General features: G+C 75.6%; 20 protein-coding genes. 7 read left to right on the forward strand and 13 right to left on the reverse strand.

Annotated features, from left to right (window positions below):
* Positions 1–38: 38 nt before the first annotated feature.
* The 5 genes from DMP15_RS21970 (at position 39) to DMP15_RS21990 (ending at position 8966) form a co-directional block, all read left to right on the forward strand.
* The gene (locus DMP15_RS21970) at positions 39–5120 is read left to right on the forward strand and encodes an ATP-dependent helicase (RefSeq protein ID WP_337826396.1); all 5082 of its coding nucleotides are present in this window, start codon (positions 39–41) and stop codon (positions 5118–5120) included.
* 106 nt (positions 5121–5226) lie between these two features.
* Positions 5227–5913 (forward strand): DUF2848 domain-containing protein, encoded by a 687-nt coding sequence (locus DMP15_RS21975; protein WP_073578095.1) that lies wholly within the window; start codon positions 5227–5229, stop codon positions 5911–5913.
* 137 nt (positions 5914–6050) lie between these two features.
* Positions 6051–6452: a MauE/DoxX family redox-associated membrane protein gene (locus tag DMP15_RS21980; protein WP_073578096.1), complete on the forward strand. Its 402-nt coding sequence runs from the start codon at positions 6051–6053 to the stop codon at positions 6450–6452.
* A gap of 134 nt (positions 6453–6586) precedes the next feature.
* Positions 6587–8050 (forward strand): glycosyltransferase family 39 protein, encoded by a 1464-nt coding sequence (locus DMP15_RS21985; RefSeq protein WP_073578097.1) that lies wholly within the window; start codon positions 6587–6589, stop codon positions 8048–8050.
* A 40-nt stretch (positions 8051–8090) separates the two neighbouring features.
* The gene (locus DMP15_RS21990) at positions 8091–8966 is read left to right on the forward strand and encodes a DNA-formamidopyrimidine glycosylase family protein (RefSeq protein WP_073578098.1); all 876 of its coding nucleotides are present in this window, start codon (positions 8091–8093) and stop codon (positions 8964–8966) included.
* A 120-nt stretch (positions 8967–9086) separates the two neighbouring features.
* Here the strand turns inward: DMP15_RS21990 and DMP15_RS21995 are convergent, their stop codons facing one another.
* From DMP15_RS21995 to rimO, 4 genes are all read right to left on the reverse strand, one after another.
* Positions 9087–9935, reverse strand: a complete 849-nt coding sequence (locus DMP15_RS21995) for a PspA/IM30 family protein (protein WP_073578099.1) — start codon at positions 9933–9935, stop codon at positions 9087–9089.
* A gap of 189 nt (positions 9936–10124) precedes the next feature.
* Entirely contained in the window at positions 10125–10496 is a 372-nt protein-coding gene (locus tag DMP15_RS22000) for a helix-turn-helix domain-containing protein (protein WP_073578100.1), read from the reverse strand.
* 135 nt (positions 10497–10631) lie between these two features.
* A complete protein-coding gene (gene pgsA / locus DMP15_RS22005) occupies positions 10632–11246 on the reverse strand; it encodes a CDP-diacylglycerol--glycerol-3-phosphate 3-phosphatidyltransferase (protein ID WP_073578101.1) in 615 nt (204 codons plus the stop codon).
* Positions 11243–12739: a 30S ribosomal protein S12 methylthiotransferase RimO gene (rimO, locus tag DMP15_RS22010; protein WP_083659075.1), complete on the reverse strand. Its 1497-nt coding sequence runs from the start codon at positions 12737–12739 to the stop codon at positions 11243–11245. Before rimO ends, pgsA begins: the two co-directional genes overlap by 4 nt.
* A 52-nt stretch (positions 12740–12791) precedes the next feature.
* On the opposite strand from rimO, the gene DMP15_RS22015 reads away from it, so the two are divergent.
* The gene (locus tag DMP15_RS22015) at positions 12792–13313 is read left to right on the forward strand and encodes an amino-acid N-acetyltransferase (RefSeq protein ID WP_073578102.1); all 522 of its coding nucleotides are present in this window, start codon (positions 12792–12794) and stop codon (positions 13311–13313) included.
* A gap of 2 nt (positions 13314–13315) precedes the next feature.
* Here the strand turns inward: DMP15_RS22015 and DMP15_RS22020 are convergent, their stop codons facing one another.
* Positions 13316–13753 carry a hypothetical protein gene (locus DMP15_RS22020; RefSeq protein ID WP_083659076.1) on the reverse strand — a complete coding sequence of 146 codons (438 nt, stop codon included), beginning with the start codon at positions 13751–13753 and terminating at the stop codon, positions 13316–13318.
* Between the two features lie 120 nt (positions 13754–13873).
* On the opposite strand from DMP15_RS22020, the gene DMP15_RS22025 reads away from it, so the two are divergent.
* Positions 13874–14260, forward strand: a complete 387-nt coding sequence (locus tag DMP15_RS22025) for a PadR family transcriptional regulator (protein WP_073578103.1) — start codon at positions 13874–13876, stop codon at positions 14258–14260.
* On the opposite strand, the gene DMP15_RS22030 is transcribed toward DMP15_RS22025, so the two are convergent.
* The 8 genes from DMP15_RS22030 to gvpJ form a co-directional block, all read right to left on the reverse strand.
* A complete protein-coding gene (locus tag DMP15_RS22030) occupies positions 14175–14474 on the reverse strand; it encodes a gas vesicle protein K (RefSeq protein ID WP_073578104.1) in 300 nt (99 codons plus the stop codon). The genes DMP15_RS22025 and DMP15_RS22030 overlap by 86 nt on opposite strands.
* Complete coding sequence (locus DMP15_RS22035) at positions 14464–14673, reverse strand: gas vesicle protein (RefSeq protein WP_062401191.1); 210 nt, start codon at positions 14671–14673, stop codon at positions 14464–14466. Before DMP15_RS22035 ends, DMP15_RS22030 begins: the two co-directional genes overlap by 11 nt.
* Positions 14670–15413 (reverse strand): GvpL/GvpF family gas vesicle protein, encoded by a 744-nt coding sequence (locus DMP15_RS22040; RefSeq protein WP_073578105.1) that lies wholly within the window; start codon positions 15411–15413, stop codon positions 14670–14672. The genes DMP15_RS22035 and DMP15_RS22040 overlap by 4 nt, the downstream gene beginning before the upstream one ends.
* Before the next feature lie 3 nt (positions 15414–15416).
* Positions 15417–16151 carry a gas vesicle protein gene (locus tag DMP15_RS30375; RefSeq protein WP_435827786.1) on the reverse strand — a complete coding sequence of 245 codons (735 nt, stop codon included), beginning with the start codon at positions 16149–16151 and terminating at the stop codon, positions 15417–15419.
* Between the two features lie 9 nt (positions 16152–16160).
* Positions 16161–17186, reverse strand: coding sequence for a gas vesicle protein GvpO (gene gvpO, locus DMP15_RS22050; protein ID WP_304580215.1), 1026 nt, complete (start codon positions 17184–17186; stop codon positions 16161–16163).
* Between the two features lie 160 nt (positions 17187–17346).
* Positions 17347–17589 (reverse strand): gas vesicle protein GvpG, encoded by a 243-nt coding sequence (locus tag DMP15_RS22055; RefSeq protein ID WP_073578106.1) that lies wholly within the window; start codon positions 17587–17589, stop codon positions 17347–17349.
* Complete coding sequence (locus DMP15_RS22060; RefSeq protein ID WP_073578107.1) at positions 17589–18341, reverse strand: GvpL/GvpF family gas vesicle protein; 753 nt, start codon at positions 18339–18341, stop codon at positions 17589–17591. The genes DMP15_RS22055 and DMP15_RS22060 overlap by 1 nt, the downstream gene beginning before the upstream one ends.
* Positions 18338–18727, reverse strand: coding sequence for a gas vesicle protein GvpJ (gvpJ, locus tag DMP15_RS22065; protein ID WP_062401185.1), 390 nt, complete (start codon positions 18725–18727; stop codon positions 18338–18340). Before gvpJ ends, DMP15_RS22060 begins: the two co-directional genes overlap by 4 nt.
* Positions 18728–18744 lie beyond the last annotated feature (17 nt).

Raw genomic sequence — 18744 nt, forward strand, 5'->3', positions numbered from 1 at the left:
GACGGGCGCTCGACGGGTGACTGTCGGACCCCACCCGCATGATGGTCGGCGTGACCGCACTCGAGGGCTTCTCCCCCGCCACCCGCCAGTGGTTCGAGGGGGCCTTCGCCGCGCCCACGGCGGCCCAGGAGGGCGCCTGGTCCGCGGCGCAGGCCGGGCGCAACGCGCTCGTCGTCGCGCCGACCGGGTCCGGCAAGACCCTCGCCGCGTTCCTCTGGGCGCTGGACCGGCTCGCCGCCACCCCGCCGCCCGCCGAGCCGAAGCACCGCTGCCGGGTCCTCTACGTCTCGCCGCTCAAGGCCCTCGCCGTCGACGTGCAGCGCAACCTGCGCTCGCCGCTGACCGGCATCCGCCAGGCCGCGCAGCGGCTCGACGAGCCGGTCCCCGACATCACCGTCGGGATGCGCACCGGCGACACCCCGGCCGACGAGCGACGCCAGTTCCAGCGCACCCCGCCGGACGTGCTGGTCACCACCCCGGAGTCGCTGTTCCTGCTGCTCACCTCGGCCGCGCGGGAGTCCCTGCGCGGGGTGACGACGGTGATCCTCGACGAGGTGCACGCCGTCGCCGGGACGAAGCGGGGGGCGCACCTGGCGGTGTCGCTGGAACGCCTCGAGGAGATCACCGAGGCCACCCCGCAGCGGATCGGGCTCTCGGCGACCGTGCGCCCGGTGGACGAGGTCTCGACGTTCCTGTCCGGCACCCGCCCGGTCGAGGTCGTGCAGCCCGCGATCCCCAAGACGATCCGGGTCGAGGTGCAGGTCCCGGTGCCCGACCTGGCCGCGCTCGACGAGCGGCCCGCCCCGGGCAGCACCGACGAGGAGGTCGTCGGGTCCGCCGCGGGCACGGCGCGCAGGCCCTCGATCTGGCCCGCGGTGGAGGAGCGGCTGCTCGGCCTGGTGCGCGAGCACCGTTCGACCATCGTGTTCTCCAATTCCCGCCGGCTCGCCGAGCGGCTGACCTCCCGGCTCAACGAGCTCGCCGCCGAGCAGGAGGCCGCCGCCCTGGAGGAGGCCGCCGACCTCGACGCCGACGCCCCGGGTGCGTTCCCGGCCGAGGCGGTCGGGCAGTCCGGGGTGGGCGGCGGGGCCGCGCCGACGGTGGCCAAGGCCCACCACGGCTCGATGTCGCGCGACCAGCGGACCCTGGTCGAGGAGGAGCTGAAGTCCGGCGTACTGCCGTGCGTCGTCGCGACGTCCAGCCTGGAGCTGGGCATCGACATGGGGGCCGTCGACCTGGTCGTGCAGGTCGAGGCGCCGCCGTCGGTCGCGTCCGGGCTGCAGCGGGTCGGGCGCGCCGGGCACCAGGTGGGCGCGGTGTCCGAGGGCGTCGTGTTCCCGAAGTACCGCGGCGATCTCGTGTCCTGCGCCGTCGTCGCCGAACGGATGACGACCGGGTCGATCGAGTCCACGCGCTACCCCCGCAACCCGCTCGACGTGCTGGCCCAGCAGATCGTCGCGATGGTCGCGATGGAGTCGTGGCAGCTGTCCGACCTCGCCGCGACGATCCGCCGGGCGGCCCCGTTCGCGGCGCTGCCGGACTCCGCGCTGCACTCGGTGCTGGACATGCTGGCCGGGCGCTACCCGTCCGAGGAGTTCGGCGAGCTGCGCGCCCGCATCACCTGGGACCGGGTCACCGACGAGCTGCGCGGCCGCCCGGGCGCGCAGCGCCTGGCCGTCACCTCCGGCGGCACCATCCCCGACCGCGGCCTGTTCACCGTGATGACGCCGGGCGGCGCGGACGGCGCCGGGTCGCGGGTCGGCGAGCTCGACGAGGAGATGGTCTACGAGTCCCGCGTCGGGGACACGTTCCTGCTGGGGACCTCGTCGTGGCGGGTCGAGGACATCACCCACGACCGCGTGATCGTCACCCCGGCGCCGGGGGTGCCCGCCCGGATGCCGTTCTGGAAGGGCGAGTCGATCGGGCGGCCGCTGGAGCTGGGCCGGGCCGTCGGCGCGTTCGTGCGCGAGATGTCCGGGCTGGCCGACGCCGACGCCCGGGAGCGCGCCGCCGCGGCCGGGCTCGACGAGTGGGCCTGCGACAACCTGCTGTCCTACCTGCGCGAGCAGCGCGAGGCGACCCGGCACGTTCCGAGCGACCGCACGATCCTGGTGGAGCGGTTCCGCGACGAGCTGGGCGACTGGCGCCTCGTCGTGCACTCGCCGTTCGGGGCGCAGGTCAACGGGCCGTGGGCGCTGGCGATCGCCGCCCGGATGCGGGAGCGCCGCGGGGTCGAGGTGAGCGCGTCGGGCGCCGACGACGGGATCGTGCTGCGCCTCCCGGACGCCGTGGACGACAACGGCACCGAGGTCGTCCCGAGCGCCGAGGACGTGCTGCTGGAGCCGGGCGAGATCGAGCAGATCGTCGTCGCGGAGCTGGGGAACTCGGCGCTGTACGCGTCGCGGTTCCGGGAGTGCGCCGCGCGGGCGCTGCTGCTGCCCCGGCGCGACCCGGGCCGTCGCAGCCCGTTGTGGCAGCAGCGGCAGAAATCGGCGCAGCTGCTGAGCGTCGCGGGCAAGTTCGAGCAGTTCCCGATCACCCTGGAGGCGATGCGGGAGTGCGTGCAGGACGTCTACGACCTGCCCGGCCTGCGCGAGCTGATGGGCGACGTCGCCGCGCGGAAGGTGAAGGTCGCCGAGGTCGAGTCGTCGCAGCCGTCGCCGTTCGCGCGCAGCCTGCTGTTCGGCTACGTCGGGATGTTCCTCTACGAGGCCGACGCGCCGCTGGCCGAGCGCCGCGCGGCCGCGCTGTCGCTGGACTCGACGCTGCTGGCGGAACTGCTCGGCTCCGAGGCGATCCGGGAGCTGCTCGATCCGGAGATGCTGGCCGAGATCGAGGGCCAGCTGCAGCGCACCGACCCGGACCGGCACGCCCGCGACATGGAGGGCGCCGCGGACCTGCTCCGCTTCGTCGGTGACCTGTCCGAGGCCGACGGGCGGGCCCGCGGTGTCGACCCGGCGTGGCTGGCGCAGCTGGAGCGCGACCGCCGGGCGCTGCGGGTGCGGATCGCCGGCGAGGAACGGTTCGTCGCGATCGAGGACGCCGGCCGGATCCGGGACGCGCTGGGCACGGCGCTGCCGGTCGGGGTGCCGGAGGCGTTCACCGAGCCGGTGCCCGACCCGCTCGGGGATCTCGTGCTGCGCTGGGCGCGCACGCACGGGCCGTTCACCGCCGCCGAGCTCGCCCGCCGCTTCGGGCTGGGCGTGGCCGTGGTCGCCGGGGTGCTGGAGCGGCTCACCGGCACCGGTCGGCTGATGAAGGGCGAGCTGCGCCCGCAGGCGTCGGTGCCCGCCGGTTCCGGCGGCGAGCTGGAGTACTGCGACGCCGAGGTGCTGCGACGGCTGCGGCGCGCGTCGCTGGCGAAGCTGCGGCACGAGGTCGAGCCCGTCGAGCAGCGGGCGCTGGGCCGGTTCCTGCCGCAGTGGCAGGGCGTCCAGGTGCGGTCGGGCTCCGAGCGGCGAGGCCGGGTGCGCCGCGCACCGGGTGCCGAGGACGTGCTCGGTGTGGTCGAGCAGCTCGCCGGGGCGCCGCTGCCGGCGAGCGCGGTCGAGTCGCTGGTGCTGCCGGCCCGGCTGCCGGGCTACACCCCCGCGCTGCTCGACGAGCTGACCGCCTCCGGTGAGGTGACCTGGGTCGGGTGCGGCGCACTGTCCGGGCAGGACGGCTGGCTGGCGCTGGCCCCGGCCGACGTGGCGGATCTGCTGCTGCCCGCCCCCGACCTGGACACCGCGGGTACTCCGCTGCACACCGCGGTACTGGCCGCGCTCGGGCTGACCGACCCGGCCGCGCTGACCGATCCGGAGGCCGCACCGGACTCCGGGGGCGGTGCGCTGTTCTTCCGCGAGCTCGCGACCCGGGCCGGGGTGCTGCTGACCGAGCAGGACGAACCGGCCCCTTCCGACGACGACGTCGTCGCCGCCGTCTGGGACCTGGTCTGGGCGGGTGCGCTCACCAACGACACGCTCGGCCCGCTGCGGGCCCGGCTGTCCGGGGGCGGCGGGCGGCGTGGCGCGTCCGGGCGGCAGGGCGGGGCGCACCGCACGGCACGCCGACCGGCCCGCGGGCGCTATGCGCAGCTGCGTGCGGGGCGGCCGTCGATGCCCAGCCGGACCGGGCCGCCGTCGGTCGGCGGGCGCTGGTCGGTGGCCGTGCCGCGCGAGCCCGACCCGACCCGCCGTGCGCACGCCACCGCGGAGGCGTTCCTGGAGCGCCACGGCGTGCTGACCCGGGGCGCGTTGGGCACCGAACGGGTCACCGGCGGGTTCGCCGCGGTCTACAAGGTGCTCCGGGCGATGGAGGAGTCCGGCCGGTGCCGGCGCGGCTACATCGTCGAGGGGCTGGGCGCGGCGCAGTTCGCTGTACCGGGCGCGATCGACCGGGTCCGGGCCCTCGCCGGGAGCGACGGCGGCCCCTCCCCCGCCCCGCCGACCGGTCCGCGCCGCCTCGGGGCCGGGCCGGGCGCGGTCGTCGCCGACCCCACCGACCGCGCCGGTTCCGCCGACCCGGCCGGGTCCGTGGACCCGACCGGGGACGGCGAGCCCCTGCCCGACGACCTCTCCGACGACGCAGCCGGGTTGCCGGGCTCCGACCTCTCCGGCGACGTTGCGGGGCTCCAGCCGGGCGACGACCCGTACGCGGGGGTGCCCGACGACCTGCGCGGCGGCCTGGGCGGGCTCGGCGGCGCCGGCCGCCACGGCGAGTTCGACGGCGCCAGTCGCCGCCCGCAGGCGCCGCGGGAGGCGTGGCGCGAGCTGTCCCGGGTGGTGCTCGCCGCAACCGACCCCGCCCAGCCCTACGGCGCGGCCCTGCCCTGGCCGGACACGACCAGCGAGACCCGGCACCGCCCCGGTCGCAAGGCCGGCGCCCTGGTCACCCTGGTCGACGGGGCGCCCGCGCTCTACGTCGAACGGGGCGGGAAGTCGCTGCTGTCGTTCACCGAGGACCGCGACGAGCTGCGCGCCGGCGCCGAGTCGCTCGCCGGGGCGGTGCACGAGGGCTGGCTCGGGTCGCTCGCCGTGGAACGCGCCGACGGGCAGGACTCGCTGGTCTCGGCGCTGTCCGAGGTCCTCACCGAGGCCGGGTTCCGGGTGACGCCGAAGGGGCTGCGGCTGCGGGCCTGACCGGGCACCTACCCCCGTCGGACGCCCGCGGCCGGACCGTGGGGGGGTGCGGCCGGGGCAGGCGCGCGGGCGGCCGGAGTCGGTACACATCTGACGGAGGTCCCCCGTGACGCTCGAACTGGCCCTGCCCGACGGCAGCACCCGCTCGGTGGAGGTCCACCGGGTCTTCAACGCCGGGTACGCCGGACGCGCCCAGGAGGAGGTCGCCGCGCACGTCGCCGAGCTGGCCGAGCTGGGCGTGCCGGCCCCGGACACGGTGCCGGCGCTGTACCCGGTCTCGCCGTACCTGGCGTCGCAGACCGACCGGGTCCCCGCCCAGCACGACCGGACCTCCGGCGAGGCGGAGTGCGCCCTGGTCGTCGGCGACGACGTGACCGACCCGCTGCTGACCGTCGCCTGCGACCACACCGACCGCGCCCTGGAGGTGCACGGCGTCGCGTGGAGCAAGAACGCGGGTCTCGACGTCCTGGGCCGGAAGGCCTGGCGGCTGTCGGAGGTCGCCGACCGGCTCGACGACATCAGCCTGCGCGCGTGGGTCCGTCACGGCGGCAGCGAGGAGCTCGTGCAGGACGCGACGCTGGCCGCCCTCCTCCCGCCCGGATACTGGGTCGACCTGCTGCGCGAGCGCGGCTGGCTGGTGCCCGGCACCGTCCTGCTGTCGGGGACCGTCGCGATGAGGCCGGGGGTCGACCAGTTCGCCGACGCCTGGCGGGTGGAGCTGCACGACCCGGCCACCGGCGACACGATCGGCCTGACCTACGAGGTCGACCGGCTCCCGGAGCCGATCGGCTGACCGGCCGCCCGACGGCGACCGGTCGGCAGGCCCGGTGGACGTGGCCGGGATCGCCTGCGGGCACCCGGCGCCGGCCGTGACGCCCGCCGCATCGGCGGGCGCGGCCGCCGCCCGTATCGGGTGGCACCATCGTTGTCATGCTCCGTCGCTCCCCCGGCACCCCGTCCCGTGACCGGCGTCTCGCTCTCGGGCTCGCGGGGCTGCTCGGCACCGCCGCCGTCCTGCACGTGGTGCGGCCCGAGCCGTTCGACTCGATCGTGCCGCGCAGCCTGCCCGGGGAGCCCCGGTTCTGGACCTACGCCTCCGGGGCCGCCGAGGGCGCCGTCGCCGCGGCGGTCGCGCATCCGCGGACCCGGCGTGCCGGCGGCTGGGCCGCGGCAGCGCTGTTCGCGGCGGTGTTCCCGGCGAACGTGTCGATGGCGCTGCACTGGAACCGCAAGGACCCGCTGTACCGGGCGATCGGCTGGGGTCGGCTGCCGCTGCAGGTCCCGCTGGTGCTGTGGGCACTGCGGATCGCCCGCAGCGCCCCGCGCGGCTGACCGGAGGGTGGGCCGCCGGTAGACCGAAGTCGATCGTCCACCGCCCGATGCCCGCTGCACCGGACGGACCCCCCGGGGTCTGATGGCGCCGGGCCCGGGACCGCCGGCGTCCACGTCGTCGCTCGGGGGGACACATGACGTCGTCGACCACGGTCCGGGACTCCGGCGCTGCGCCCACGGCGGTTCCGCGGCTCGCGCGGCTGCCCGTCGGGATCGTCGCCGGGGTGGTGGCCGTCGTCCACCTCGTCATGGGGGCGCTGGGGCGCGGGTACTGGTTCGACGAGGCGCTGATGCTGGCGATCGGGCGGCACCACCTCGACTGGGGGTCGGCCGACCAGCCCCCGGTCGCACCGGCGCTGGCCGGGCTCGCCGACGTCCTCGCACCCGGGGTGAACGGGGTGCTGCGGATCGTGCCGTCGCTGGCGACGGCGGGCGCGGTCGTCGTCGCCGCGTTGATCGCCCGCGAGCTGGGTGGCGACCGCCGCGCCCAGGTCCTCACCGCGCTCGCCCAGGCCACCGGGCTGTGGGTGACGCTGTTCGGGCACTTCCTGACGCCGTACTCGCTGGAACCGCTGCAGTGGGCGCTGCTGCTGTGGCTGCTGGTGCGCTGGACCCGGGTCCGCGACGACCGGCTGCTCCTCGCCGTCGGCCCGCTGCTCGGCCTGGCCGCGCTGACGAAGTTCCAGGTCATCCTGCTGGGCGCGGTGCTGGTCCTCGCGATCGGCGTGGCCGGGCCGCGGGCGATGCTGCGACGGCCCGCGTTCTGGTGGGCCGCTCTGCTGGGTGCACTGATCGCGTCACCGACGCTGGTGTGGCAGGCCATGCACGGCTGGCCTCAGCTGCGCATGACCTCGGTCGTCGCGCAGGAGTCGGTCCTGTTCGGCGGGCCGGGCCCCAACGCGGTGGCGATGCTGCTGCTGGCCGGGCTGCTCGGCACCGTGCTCGTCGTGGTGGGGGCGGTCGCGGCGTTCACGACGCCGCGGCTGCGGCCGTACCGCTTCGTCGCGGTGACCTTCCTCGTGCTGTGGATCGTGTTCGCGGTGACCGTGGGGCGTGCCTACTACCTGTGCGGTCTGCACGGTGCCGTCGCCGCGCTCGGGGCGGTGTGGTTCCAGGAGCGGCGCGGGGCCGGGCGACGGCGGTGGTCCTGGGTGGCGTGGCCGGCCGGGATGCTGTCGGTCGCCCTCGCCGCGGCGATGCTGTCCGCGAGCGCCGGGGCGGCCGACCCCGCCGTACCGGAGCGGATCGTCGGCGAGGTCGCCCGCGTCCGCGACGGGCTGCCCCCGGACCAGCGGGACCGCGCCGTCGTGGTGGGCGGCTCGTACATCTTCGCCGCCTACGTCGACACCGCCGACCCCGCGCTCGGCCTGCCGCCCGGGTACAGCGGCAACCGCAGCTACGGCTACTTCGACCCGCCCCCGGACGACCACGACGTCGTGATCTTCCTCGGCCGGGACCCCGGCCTGCTGGCGCCCACCGGGGTGGCGCTGCGACCGGTCACCGACCTCGGCGACGGCAACCGCATCTGGCTGGGCGAGGGCATGACGCGTCCGTGGTCGCAGGTGTGGCCGCAGCTGCGGACCCTCGTCGTCGACTGAGCCCGGGCCGGACCCGGCCCGCCCGGGTAGCGTCGCGGACGTGCCCGAGGGAGACACCGTGTACCTGGCCGGTAAGCGGCTGCACAGCGCGCTGGCGGGGCACGAGCTGCTGCGCGGCGAGCTGCGCCACCCGCGGCTGGTCGAGCACGACCTGGCCGGGCTGACCGTCACCGGTGTCGTCCCGGTCGGCAAGCACCTGTTCACCCGGTTCGACGACGGCCGCAGCCTGCACAGCCACTTCCGGATGGACGGCTCCTGGCACCTGTACCGGCCGGGCATGCGGTGGCGCCGGGTCGCGCACGAGGCGCGCGCGGTGCTGGAGACCGCCGACCGGGTCGCGGTCGGGTTCGCCCTGCACGACCTGGAGCTGCTCGCCACCGACGACGAGCACACCCTCGTCGGTCATCTCGGGCCCGACCTGCTCGACCCGGACTGGGGCCCCGGCCACGACGCCGAGGCGCTGCGCCGGATGACCGCCCGGGCCGGCCACCCGCTCGGGCTGGTACTGCTCGAACAGCGGGTCATGGCCGGTCTCGGCAATCTCTACCGCAACGACATCTGCTTCCTGCTCGGGCTCACGCCCTGGGTGCCGATCCGCGACGTGCCCGACCTGCCCGGGGTCATCGACCTGTCGCGGCGGCTGCTGTCGTCGAACAAGGACCGCCCGGAGCAGACGACGACCGGCTCGCTGGCCGCCGGCGAGGCGCACTGGGTGTTCGAGCGGCCCGGACGCCCGTGCCGCCGGTGCGGGACCCGCATCCGGACCGCCGACCAGGGCGACGACCACCGCGCCCGGATCACCTACTGGTGCCCGCGCTGCCAGACGGGACCGTCCCCGCGCCCGGTGCGCCGGGCGACCGGCCCGCGCCGCGGTGCCCCCGGGCGACCGCCACCCGGCGCCGCCCGCACCCGCTGACCCCTGCTGCCACGGGCGCCACCGGCGGCCGGGCCTGCGGACAGCCGCCCGGGCCCGGACACACGTCCGCCGCGGTCCCTGGGCGGGACCGCGGCGGACGGGACGGAACGGGCGAGCGGCTCAGGCGGTGCCGGGCTGCTGCTGGTTCTGGGTGTTCTGCTGCTGGGCCGGCGCCGGCGAGGACGGCAGCTGCTGCTGCGCCTCCCCCTGGCCCACCTGCGGGGCCTGCTGACCCCCGGCGATCGGCGCCCCCGACATCGACGCCCGGATCTGCTCCAGCCGCGACATGCCGGCCATGTCGGTGGTCGACTGCTGGACCTCCAGCATCCGGCCCTGCACCGAGTTCTGGGCCAGCTCCGCGGACCCGAGCGCGGTCGCGTACCGCTTCTCGATCTTGTCGCGGACCTCGTCGAGCGAGGGCGCGTTGCGCGGCGCGGAGAGCTCGCTCATCTGCTGCAGCGACTTCGCGGCCTGCTCCTGCATCTTGGCCTGCTCGAGCTGGCTGAGCAGCTTGGTGCGCTCGGAGATCTTCTGCTGCAGCATCATCGAGTTCCGCTCGACGGCCTGCTTGGCCTGCGCGGCGGCACCGATCGACTGGTCGTGCAGCGTCTTGAGGTCCTCGACGCCCTGCTCCGCGGTCACCAGCTGCGTCGCGAAGGTCTGCGCCGACTGCTCGTACTGCTGGGCCTTCTGCTCGTCGCCCTGGGAGCGGGCCTGGTCGGCCAGCACGAGCGCCTGGCGTGCCGACGACTGCAGCTTCTCGATCTCGCCCAGCTGCCGGTTCAGCTTCATCTCCAGCTGACGCTGGTTGCCGATCACCGCGGCCGCCTGCTGCGACAGCTGCTGGTGCTGGCGCTGGGCGTCCTCGATGGCCTGCTGGATCTGCACCTTCGGGTCGGCGTGCTCGTCGACCTTCGACGAGAACAGGGCCGACAGATAGCTGAAGAACTTGGTGAATCCGTTGGCCATCTCTGCGCGTCCTCCGCCTGCGTTCGCTCGCGACCGTGCCCGCCACCACGGCGGGCGTGCGGACCCCGGACCGACCCCGCGTTCCCCCCGTGGTCGGCACCGGACCTCCGGCCCTGTCCATCCTGGCATCGCTGCCGGTCTGTCCGCACCCTACCGCGCAGGAGCGGTCGGCCGGGGCGGGCCGTGCGATCAGGCAGCCGAGGCCACCGGCCCGCCCGAGGACGCCGGCGCGGCGACCACGGAACCCGGCCGCCCGGCCAACCGCAGCTCGGCGTGCCGCTGCCCGATCGGGACGAGCACGTCGTCGCGACGGCCCGCGGCCGCGGCGGACGTCGCCGTCGCCATCTCGGCGGCGACGATGGTCAGCAGGTCCGGCACGGAGACCCCGAGCGCCTCGCAGATCGCCGCGAGCAGCTCGCTGGAGGGCTCCTTGCGCCCGCGCTCGACCTCGGAGAGGTACCCGAGGCTCACCCGCGCGGCCCGCGAGATGTCGCGCAGCGTGCGCCGGCGCGCGGTACGCACCTCACGCAGCCCACTGCCGATCGCTTCCCGCAGCAGCATGTGCCCTCCTCGACTGCTCCCCGGACACCCGGTGATGTCTCACCGTACCGACTTCCCCGGTTCCCACGCGCCGTGACGCTGTCCGCCCACGGCGAACACCTCAACGCCGCGTGGGCCCCGGATCGTCCCCGCAGGTCAGGCGGGCCGGGGGCGGACGGCCTTGCGGACGTAGTCGGCGCCGGTCACCACGGTGAGCACCAGCGCGGCGGCCATCACCGCCCACTGGAGGACGAGCACGGCGGTCGCGGCGGCGCCGGGGCCCAGCAGCTCCGGCAGCGGGAGCAGGAACAGCCCGATCGCGACGGTCTGGGCGACGGTCTTGGCCTTGCCGCCGCGGCTGGCCGGGATGACCCCGCGACGGCGGATCACGACGAAGCGCAGCGCGGTGATGCCGAGCTCGCGGACGACGATCACGATCGTCGCCCACCAGGGCAGCACCCCGAGGATCGACAGCCCGATCAGGGCGGCGCCCATCAGGGCCTTGTCCGCGATCGGGTCGACCAGCGCACCGAACCAGGTGACGAGCCCGCGGCTGCGGGCCAGCTGGCCGTCGAGCCGGTCGGTGGCCGCCGCGATCACGAACACGGCGAACGCGACCAGCCGCCACATCACGTCCTCGCCGCCGTCGACGAACAGCGCGACGACGAACACCGGGACGAGCAGCAGCCGCAGGACGGTCAGCGCGTTCGCGATGTTCAGCAGCGGCGGGTCACCGACTCCGGCGGTGCCCCCGGCCGGGTGCGAGCTCATCCGGCTGCGGAGGCCGCCGGGACGGCCGCGGCCGGCATACGCGGGTCGAGCAGTTCCAGGGCCTCCACCAGCAGGTCGACACCCTCGGTGTCCACGACGCGGCAGCGGACCAGGTCACCGGGTCGCAGCGAGTCCGGCTCCGGGCCGTCCTGCGCCGCCCCGACGACGGTGGACTCGCCGTCGGCGTCGGGGCCCTGGTGCGCGGCGCGGCCGGTGCAGTCGTCCTCGTCGCTCTCCCCGGACTCGACGAGCACGACGACCTCGGTGCCGATGCGTTCCTCGGCGCGCTGTTCCATCAGCTCGTCGACCAGCGCGGAGATCCGCGCGACACGGGCCTGCACCTCGGCCGGGTCGACGTGGCCGTCGTAGCCCTCGGCCTCGGTGCCGTCCTCGTCGGAGTAGCCGAACACACCGACGGCGTCGAGCCGGGCGCCGGTGAGGAAGGCCTCCAACTCGGCGAGGTCCTCCTCGGTCTCGCCGGGGAACCCGACGATGACGTTGGAGCGGATCCCGGCCTCCGGGGCGAGCGCGCGGATGCGCTCGCAGAGGTCGAGGAAGTCGGTGCGCGACCCGAAGCGGCGCATCCGGCGCAGCACCCGCGCCGACGCGTGCTGGAACGACAGGTCGAAGTAGGGCGCGACGCCCGGCGTGGTGGCGATGACCCTGAGCAGGTCGGGCCGCAGCTCGGCCGGCTGCAGGTAGGCGACCCGGATCCGCTCGACCCCGTCGATCCCGGCGAGCTGCGGGAGCAGGTCGACCAGTGCGCGGGTGCCGCCGGGGAGGTCCTTGCCGTAGCTGGTGGAGTTCTCGCTGACCAGGACGAGCTCGCGCACGTCCTGCCGGGCGAGCCAGGCGGCCTCGCCGAGCACGTCGGCCGGCGGGCGGGACACGAAGCTGCCGCGGAAGCTCGGGATGGCGCAGAACGCGCAGCGGCGGTCGCAGCCCGACGCGAGCTTCAGCGACGCGACCGGCCCGCCGGAGAGGCGGGTGCGCGCGATGTCGGGCACCCAGTCGTGACCGGGGACCGAGACGTCCGCGGTCGCGGCCGGGCGCTCGACCGGGGAGATCGGCAGGAGCGTGCGGCGGTCGGTGGGGACGTGCGGGGCCGGGGCGTGCCCGCCCAGGACGTCGCCGAGGCGCTCGGCGAGCTCGGGGTAGGCGTCGAAGCCGAGCACCGCGTCGGCCTCGGGCAGGTCGGCGGCCAGCTCGGCGCCGTAGCGCTCGGCGAGACAGCCCACGGCGACGACCTTCGCCCCCGCCGGACGGGCCACGTCCGAGGCGGCCAGCACGGTGTCGATCGAGTCCTTCTTCGCCTGCTCGACGAATCCGCAGGTGTTGACGACGATGACGTCGGGGCTGCCGTCCTCGGCGTCGACCAGCTCCCAGCCGGACCCGGCCAGGCGGCCCGCGAGCTCCTCGGAGTCGACCTCGTTGCGCGCGCAGCCCAGCGTCAGCAGGGCGGCGCGCCGGGGTGCGTTCTCGGGGGAAGCCACGGGTACCAGGGTAGACGCCGGGTCCGACGGCCCCGGTCTAGGCTCTCCTGCCGTGCCCGAGCCCGTCCCCGCCCCGGTTCCCGACGTGATCGTCCGCCGTGCCCGCACCCGCGACGTCCGCCGGATCCGCGAGCTCGTCGACGAGTACGCGGGCACGGTGCTGCTGGCCAAGGAGACCGTGACCCTGTACGAGGCGGTCCCGGAGTTCCTCGTCGCCGAGGTCGACGGCACGGTCGTCGGCTGCGGCGCCCTGCACGTGCTCTGGGAGGACCTGGGTGAGATCCGCACGGTCGCGGTGTCGCCGTCGGTGCTGGGCCGCGGGGTCGGGCACCGGATCGTCGCCGCCCTGATCGACGGCGCACGCGACCTCGGGCTGGAGCGGCTGTTCGTGCTCACGTTCGAGAAGCAGTTCTTCGCCCGGCACGGCTTCGCCGAGATCGACGGGACGCCGGTGTCGGCCGAGGTGTTCGCGGCGATGCTGCGCAGCTACGACGCCGGCGTCGCCGAGTTCCTCGACCTCGCCCACGTGAAGCCGAACACCCTGGGCAACGTGCGGATGCTGCTCACCCTCTGACCTCAGCCGGTGGCGGCCCGCACGGCCGCGACCACGGCCCAGACCAGCGCGGCGACGATCGCGACGACCAGTGCCACCAGCAGCAGCACCGGCGCCAGCGCCACGACGACGCCGATCAGCACCTTCGCCGCGGTCCCGAGCGCGGCGAACCCGCCCTTGATCGCGCCCCACACCGGGTTGTCACCGCGGGCGAGGGCCTTGCCCGCGCCGAGCGCGGCGCCGAGACCCGGCCCGCCGTCGGCCGCCATCCGCTCCAGCGAGTCGGCCAGGCGGTCGACCTGGTCGCAGGCGAGCGCGGCGATCCGGTCGACGAGTGCGGCCAGGATCCGCTCCCCGGCGGCGCGCAACTGCGTCATCGGGTCGGGCGGCGCCGGCGGGGTCGCCGTGCGCGGCTCCCGGGCCTGCGGGACCGCGGGGGCCTCCTGCGTCGCGATGCTCATCGGGTCCTCGCGGGGACGGCCATGACGATCGGTCCTCTCGGTTCCGGGTGTGTGTCGGTTTCCGCCCGCCCGGGCGGGGGAACGCTGCAGTTCGAGCCGACGTGCGGAGGGAGCGCGCCCATGCGGCCACCGGACCGGTCGACGCTGGACCTGCTGCTCCTCGGCGCGGTCCACGACGCCCCCGGCGACGGGGCCGCGGTCCGCGACGCCGTGCTCGACCGCTCCGGCGGCGCGCTGGCCCTGTCGGCGGGCTCGGTGTACCGGGCGCTGCACCGGCTCGAACGGAACCGGCTGGTGCGACGCCCGGCCGGGAGCCGCGGGTACCGGCTGACCCCGGGCGGGGAGCGGGTGCTGCGGTCGCGGACCCGCGAGTTCGAGGCGCACGTGCGGGCGGTGCGCGCGGTGCTGCCCGGCGGGGGTGTCACGAGCGGTGCCGGGGCAGCAGCGGACCGAGCGGGCCGAGCTCGAGGTTCAGGTCCGCCGCGGTCAGACCGAACTCCGCGGTGAGCTCGTCCATCGCCTCCTCGAGGTGCATGAGGGCGCTGCCGAGGTCCTCGACCTCGTCGTCGGTGAGGTCGCCCTGCTCGACGCGGCGCAGCGCCTGGCGCTCCATGAGCTGACGCAGCAGCTCGACGATCGTCAGCACCAGCTTCATGAGGTCCCGGCGGACGGCGTCGCGGTCGATGTCGATCCGGCCGCCGGGGCGCGGGTCAGGCGTCATCGGGCGGCTCCTCCCCCGCCTGCCGCCCGGCCGGGGCGATCGACACGATCAGCGCGCGCAGCGAGATGCGGATCAGGTCCACCCCGGCCAGCGAGACGGTGACGTCACCGGCCAGCACGACCCCGCCGGCGAGCAGCCGGTCCAGCAGGTCGACCAGCGCGACCTCGCGGTGGGCGAGGCCGGTCTCCCCCGTGCTCACCGCTCCTCCTCGACGAACGAGTACGGCACCCACGGCCCGGTGACCTCGACGGTGAGCCCGGCGCCGTCCGCGGCCCCCGTGACGGCGGCGCGCCAGGTGTCGCGGTCGGCGTCGTCGACCAGGTAGGCGCCGTTGAGGACCATCGGCTCGGTGCGTCCGGTCAGCGCGGGGGCGTGCAGCCGGTGCCGTCGCGTCGTCACCGCGGCCCGCGCCGCCGCCTCGTGCAGCCGCTGCGCCGCGGCGTGGGCGGTGTCGTCGTCGCCCGCGACGCGGTCGAGCTCCCGGCGACGGCGGCGCAGGTACTCGGCCCCGGACGACGCCCGCCCGACGTCGCGGCGCTCCGGCCGCGTCGTGGCGTAGGCCTTCACGCCCCACTCGGTGCGGCCCCGGAGCCGGTCCAGGACCTCGGCGAACGCGGTGTGCCGTTCGGTCAGCACGGCGCGGACCCGGTCGTCGTCGCGGTAGACCGTCGCGAGGGCGAGCGGCGCGACGACGGTGCGCGCACCGAGCGCGTCGACGACGGCGTGGTGCTCCCGCGCGGTGGTCGCCAGCCAGGTCAGGTCCTCCAGCCGGGCGGTCAGGGCGCTCTCGCCGAAGTCGGACTCGGGGACGGTGCCGGTGGCAGCCCAGAGCGCGTCGCCGCCGGTCACCGTGTGCACCGGGCGGCCGCCGATGCCCGTTAGCCCGGCCAGGTCGGGCGGGGCAGCGTCGCCCACGGCGTAGACGTAGGTCAGGTCCACGGCTCAGTCCTTCCCGCGTGCCGGGCGACGGGTGGTGGTCGTGCGGCGCCGCCGGGTGGCGGCGGGACGGGTGCGACGGGGTGGGGCCTCGGGTCCGTCCCCGTCCTGTTCCGCGCCGGCCCGGCCCCGGTGACCGGCCGGGTCTGGTCCGTCGTCGGGTTCGTCCTCGCCGGGTTCGTCCTCGCCGGGTCCGTCCTCGCCGGGTCCGTCGTCATCGGTCTCGTCGGCCGGTCCGTCGGCCGGTCCGTCGGCCGCGTCGTCGGCGGCGGTCCCGTCGGTCTCGGCGTCGGTCTCGGCGTCGGCGACGGCCCGGTCGATCGACCTCTCGACGGCGGCGTCGTCGGCCCGGGCCGATGCCCCGTCAGGACCGTCGTGGGTGTCGTCGGACGGCGCGGACCGCTCGTCGGCGGGGAGCAGGCGTTCGAGGCGCTCCACCCGGTCACGCAGCCGTGCGTTCTCCTCCTCCAACTCGTCGCGGCCGCCCGACAGCGTCGGGTCGCGCTCCCACCAGTCGATGCCCATCTCCTTGGCGCGGTCCACCGAGGCCACGACCAGCCGGATCTTGATGGTCAGCAGCTCGATGTCGAGCAGGTTCACCTGGATGTCGCCGGCGATGACGATGCCCTTGTCCAGGACGCGCTCGAGGATGTCGGCCAGGTCGGTGCCCGACTGCCGGGGCGGTCGCTCGGTGCGGCGCTGCGGCGCACCGGGACTGCTCCAGCGGACGGCGTCGCTCATGGTCCTCCCTCAGTCGTCGTCGCCGCGGCCGCGCGGGTAGCGCCGGACCCGCTGGTACGACATCAGCTCGGCCTCGTCGTCGAGCTCGGCCTCGTAGACGGCGAGCACGTCGGAGGAGTCGGGGATGCGCTCGGTCTCGACGACCTCGACACCGACCAGCCAGCTGTCGTCCTGCCTGCGGACGAACGTGACCCCCTCCGGTGCGCGGCCGGTCATCTCCGCGATCTGTTCGACGGCGGCGCGGGCGGCCGCGCGGGCGCCGATGCGACGCCGGGGCGGGTCGGGTCGCGCCTCCGGCTCCGCGTCCTCAGGCTCCTCGCCCTCTGTCACCTCGTCGTCCGGTCCCTCGTCCTCGGGGGAGTCGTCCTCGTCGAAGCCGTCCTCCTCGTCGTCACCGAGCTGGTCCACGATCACCTCGGGCTCGGGCTCCCTCTCCTCCTCGGACTCGGGATCGGGATCGGGATCGGGCTCGTCGTCGGAGTCGTCGTCGGAGTCGAGGTCGGTCTCCCGGTCGTCCCCGGTATCGGTGTCGGCCTCGTCCCCGGTCCCGTCGTCGGCTCCCGTGTCGTCCAGGACCTCCTCGTCCCGGTCGCCCACCGGCTCCCGGTCCGGCTCGTCGCGGCCGGCACGTCCCCGCCGCGGGCCTCCGCCCGCCGGGCGACGCCGCCGCTGTGGGGGCTGCTCCTCCGTGTCGTCACGGCGACGACGCGGCGCCGCCGGGGCACGGTCGTCGTCGCGGGGCCGGGTCCGGTGCGCGGGCCGCTCCCCGGTCGCACCGTCGTCGCCGGACCGGCGACGACGGGCGGGCTCGTCCCCGGCGGAGCGACGACGCACCGGCCGCTCGCCGGTGTCGCGACGCCGCCCGGACCCGCCGTCCCGTGCACCGCGTCCGCCCCGCTCCGACGGCGCGTCGGCGGCCCGGTCCTGCGCGGTGTCGGAGCGGCGGCGCGACGACCCACCGTCGGCCGGACGTCGCCGCCGGGGCGGTTGCTCCCCGTCCGCCGACCGACGGCGCGGCGCGGCGTCGTCGTCCACCGAGCGACGACGCGGCGGAGCATCGTCGTCCCCGGAGCGACGGCGTCGTGGAGCCTCACCCGCTCGTCGCCGCACCGGAGCCTCCGATCCGTCCCGCCGACGGGCCGGCTCTTCCGACCCGCGACGACGTGGTCGCTCGTCGGACGACCGGCCCTCCGGCTCAGCCACGGCCGTCCCCCGGTCGCCCCGTCAGCCGGGCCAGCAGGACCTCCTGACGCGCGTCGCGGTCGGCCTCGGAGATCTCCCCCTGCTCGTAGGCCCGTTCGACCTCGTCGATCTGCCGGCGCACCGCGACCGGGTCGTAGAGCCGGGCGTGGGCCTGGTCCTGCAGCTGCTCCCCCACCCAGACGACGCCGCGCAGCGGTGCGAGCGGCAGCCCGAGCAGGCCGCGCAAGAGCCCCATCAGCCCTCGGCCTCGGGTGGTTCGGGCAGGAAGTCGTACGGTGCGACCGGGCCGATCAGGCGCAGCCGCACCCGCTCGTCCCACTCGTCGCCGAGCGCGTCGACGGCCTGCTCGAAGTCGCCGACCCGGTCGCGGTGCACCAGCAGCGCCAGCTCGACGGCGCCGTCCTCGGCAGCGGGCTCCTTCACCGACGTCGCGACCGCGAACGGGCCCAGCCGCTCCACGGCGAGGTCCGCGTCGTCGGACCGGATGCGCTCGACGTGGCCCGCGATCGCCTCACCGAGCCGGATGCGCTCGTAGTACGTGGCGTCCGGGTCCTTGCCGCGCACGGCCTCACCGAGCTGCTGGATCTCCGGGTCGGCCTCGACGATGTCCGCCACCAGGCGGTCGGAGTCGTAGCGGCCGGTCAGCACGAACTGCCGGCAGCCGTCGAGCTGCTCCAGCGCCCAGGCGAAGTACTCCTGGTGCGCGGCGAGGAGCTCGTCGACGACGGCGCGGTCGTCGTCGACGACGCCGCCGAACCGCATCGGCAGCACGGTCGTGCTCCCGGCCAGGGTGTTCACGGTGCGCTCGTGGGCCAGGAGGTCCTCGCGGCTGCCCAGCGGGGCGTCGCGCGGGACGTCGCTGACGACTGCGGCGAGCCGCCCGTGGTCGATCACCGCCACCTCCTCGCCGCCGCCGACGGGGGTCAGCCCCTCGGGCAGGTCGATGTCGGCGGCGACGACGGCGTAGACGTAGGTCGCGCTGCTCACCCGCTCTTCTCCTTCCGTGAGCGACGCTCACCCCGGAGGTCGTCGAACTTCTCCTTGCCCGCCTCGATCACTCCTTTGGTGGCTCCTTTCGAGACCCCTTTCGAGCCGCCCTCCGAGATGCCGCTGACGACCTCGCCGAGGTCCTTGCCGCCCTTCTGGTGCAGGTCGAGGCGGTTGGTGGCCTCCGCGAACCGCAGGTAGGTGTCCACACTGGCGACGACGATGCGGGCGTCGATCGTGACGAGCTCGATACCGACCAGCGACACCTTCACGAAGATGTCGATGACGAGACCCTTGTCCAGGATCAGGTCGATGACCTGGGCGAGGTCGCCCTGCGGGGCGCGGTCGACCCGGCCACCGCCCCCCTGTCGATGGCTGACGGTCACGGTGTACGTCCCTCCGT

The sequence above is a fragment of the Pseudonocardia sp. UM4_GMWB1 genome (genome assembly GCF_017312155.1).
In the GTDB taxonomy this organism is placed as follows: Bacteria; Actinomycetota; Actinomycetes; order Mycobacteriales; family Pseudonocardiaceae; genus Pseudonocardia; species Pseudonocardia alni.

What these genes read in the sequence shown, in the direction of transcription:
- DMP15_RS21970 (WP_337826396.1), top strand. Translation starts at nt 39, where the DNA reads ATGATGGTCGGCGTGACCGCACTCGAGGGCTTCTCCCCCGCCACCCGC.
- DMP15_RS21980 (WP_073578096.1), top strand. Translation starts at nt 6,051, where the DNA reads ATGCTCCGTCGCTCCCCCGGCACCCCGTCCCGTGACCGGCGTCTCGCT.
- DMP15_RS21985 (WP_073578097.1), top strand. Translation starts at nt 6,587, where the DNA reads ATGACGTCGTCGACCACGGTCCGGGACTCCGGCGCTGCGCCCACGGCG.
- DMP15_RS21995 (WP_073578099.1), bottom strand. Translation starts at nt 9,935, where the DNA reads ATGGCCAACGGATTCACCAAGTTCTTCAGCTATCTGTCGGCCCTGTTC.
- DMP15_RS22000 (WP_073578100.1), bottom strand. Translation starts at nt 10,496, where the DNA reads ATGCTGCTGCGGGAAGCGATCGGCAGTGGGCTGCGTGAGGTGCGTACC.
- pgsA (WP_073578101.1), bottom strand. Translation starts at nt 11,246, where the DNA reads ATGAGCTCGCACCCGGCCGGGGGCACCGCCGGAGTCGGTGACCCGCCG.
- DMP15_RS22020 (WP_083659076.1), bottom strand. Translation starts at nt 13,753, where the DNA reads ATGAGCATCGCGACGCAGGAGGCCCCCGCGGTCCCGCAGGCCCGGGAG.
- DMP15_RS22025 (WP_073578103.1), top strand. Translation starts at nt 13,874, where the DNA reads ATGCGGCCACCGGACCGGTCGACGCTGGACCTGCTGCTCCTCGGCGCG.
- DMP15_RS22030 (WP_073578104.1), bottom strand. Translation starts at nt 14,474, where the DNA reads ATGACGCCTGACCCGCGCCCCGGCGGCCGGATCGACATCGACCGCGAC.
- DMP15_RS30375 (WP_435827786.1), bottom strand. Translation starts at nt 16,151, where the DNA reads ATGAGCGACGCCGTCCGCTGGAGCAGTCCCGGTGCGCCGCAGCGCCGC.
- DMP15_RS22055 (WP_073578106.1), bottom strand. Translation starts at nt 17,589, where the DNA reads ATGGGGCTCTTGCGCGGCCTGCTCGGGCTGCCGCTCGCACCGCTGCGC.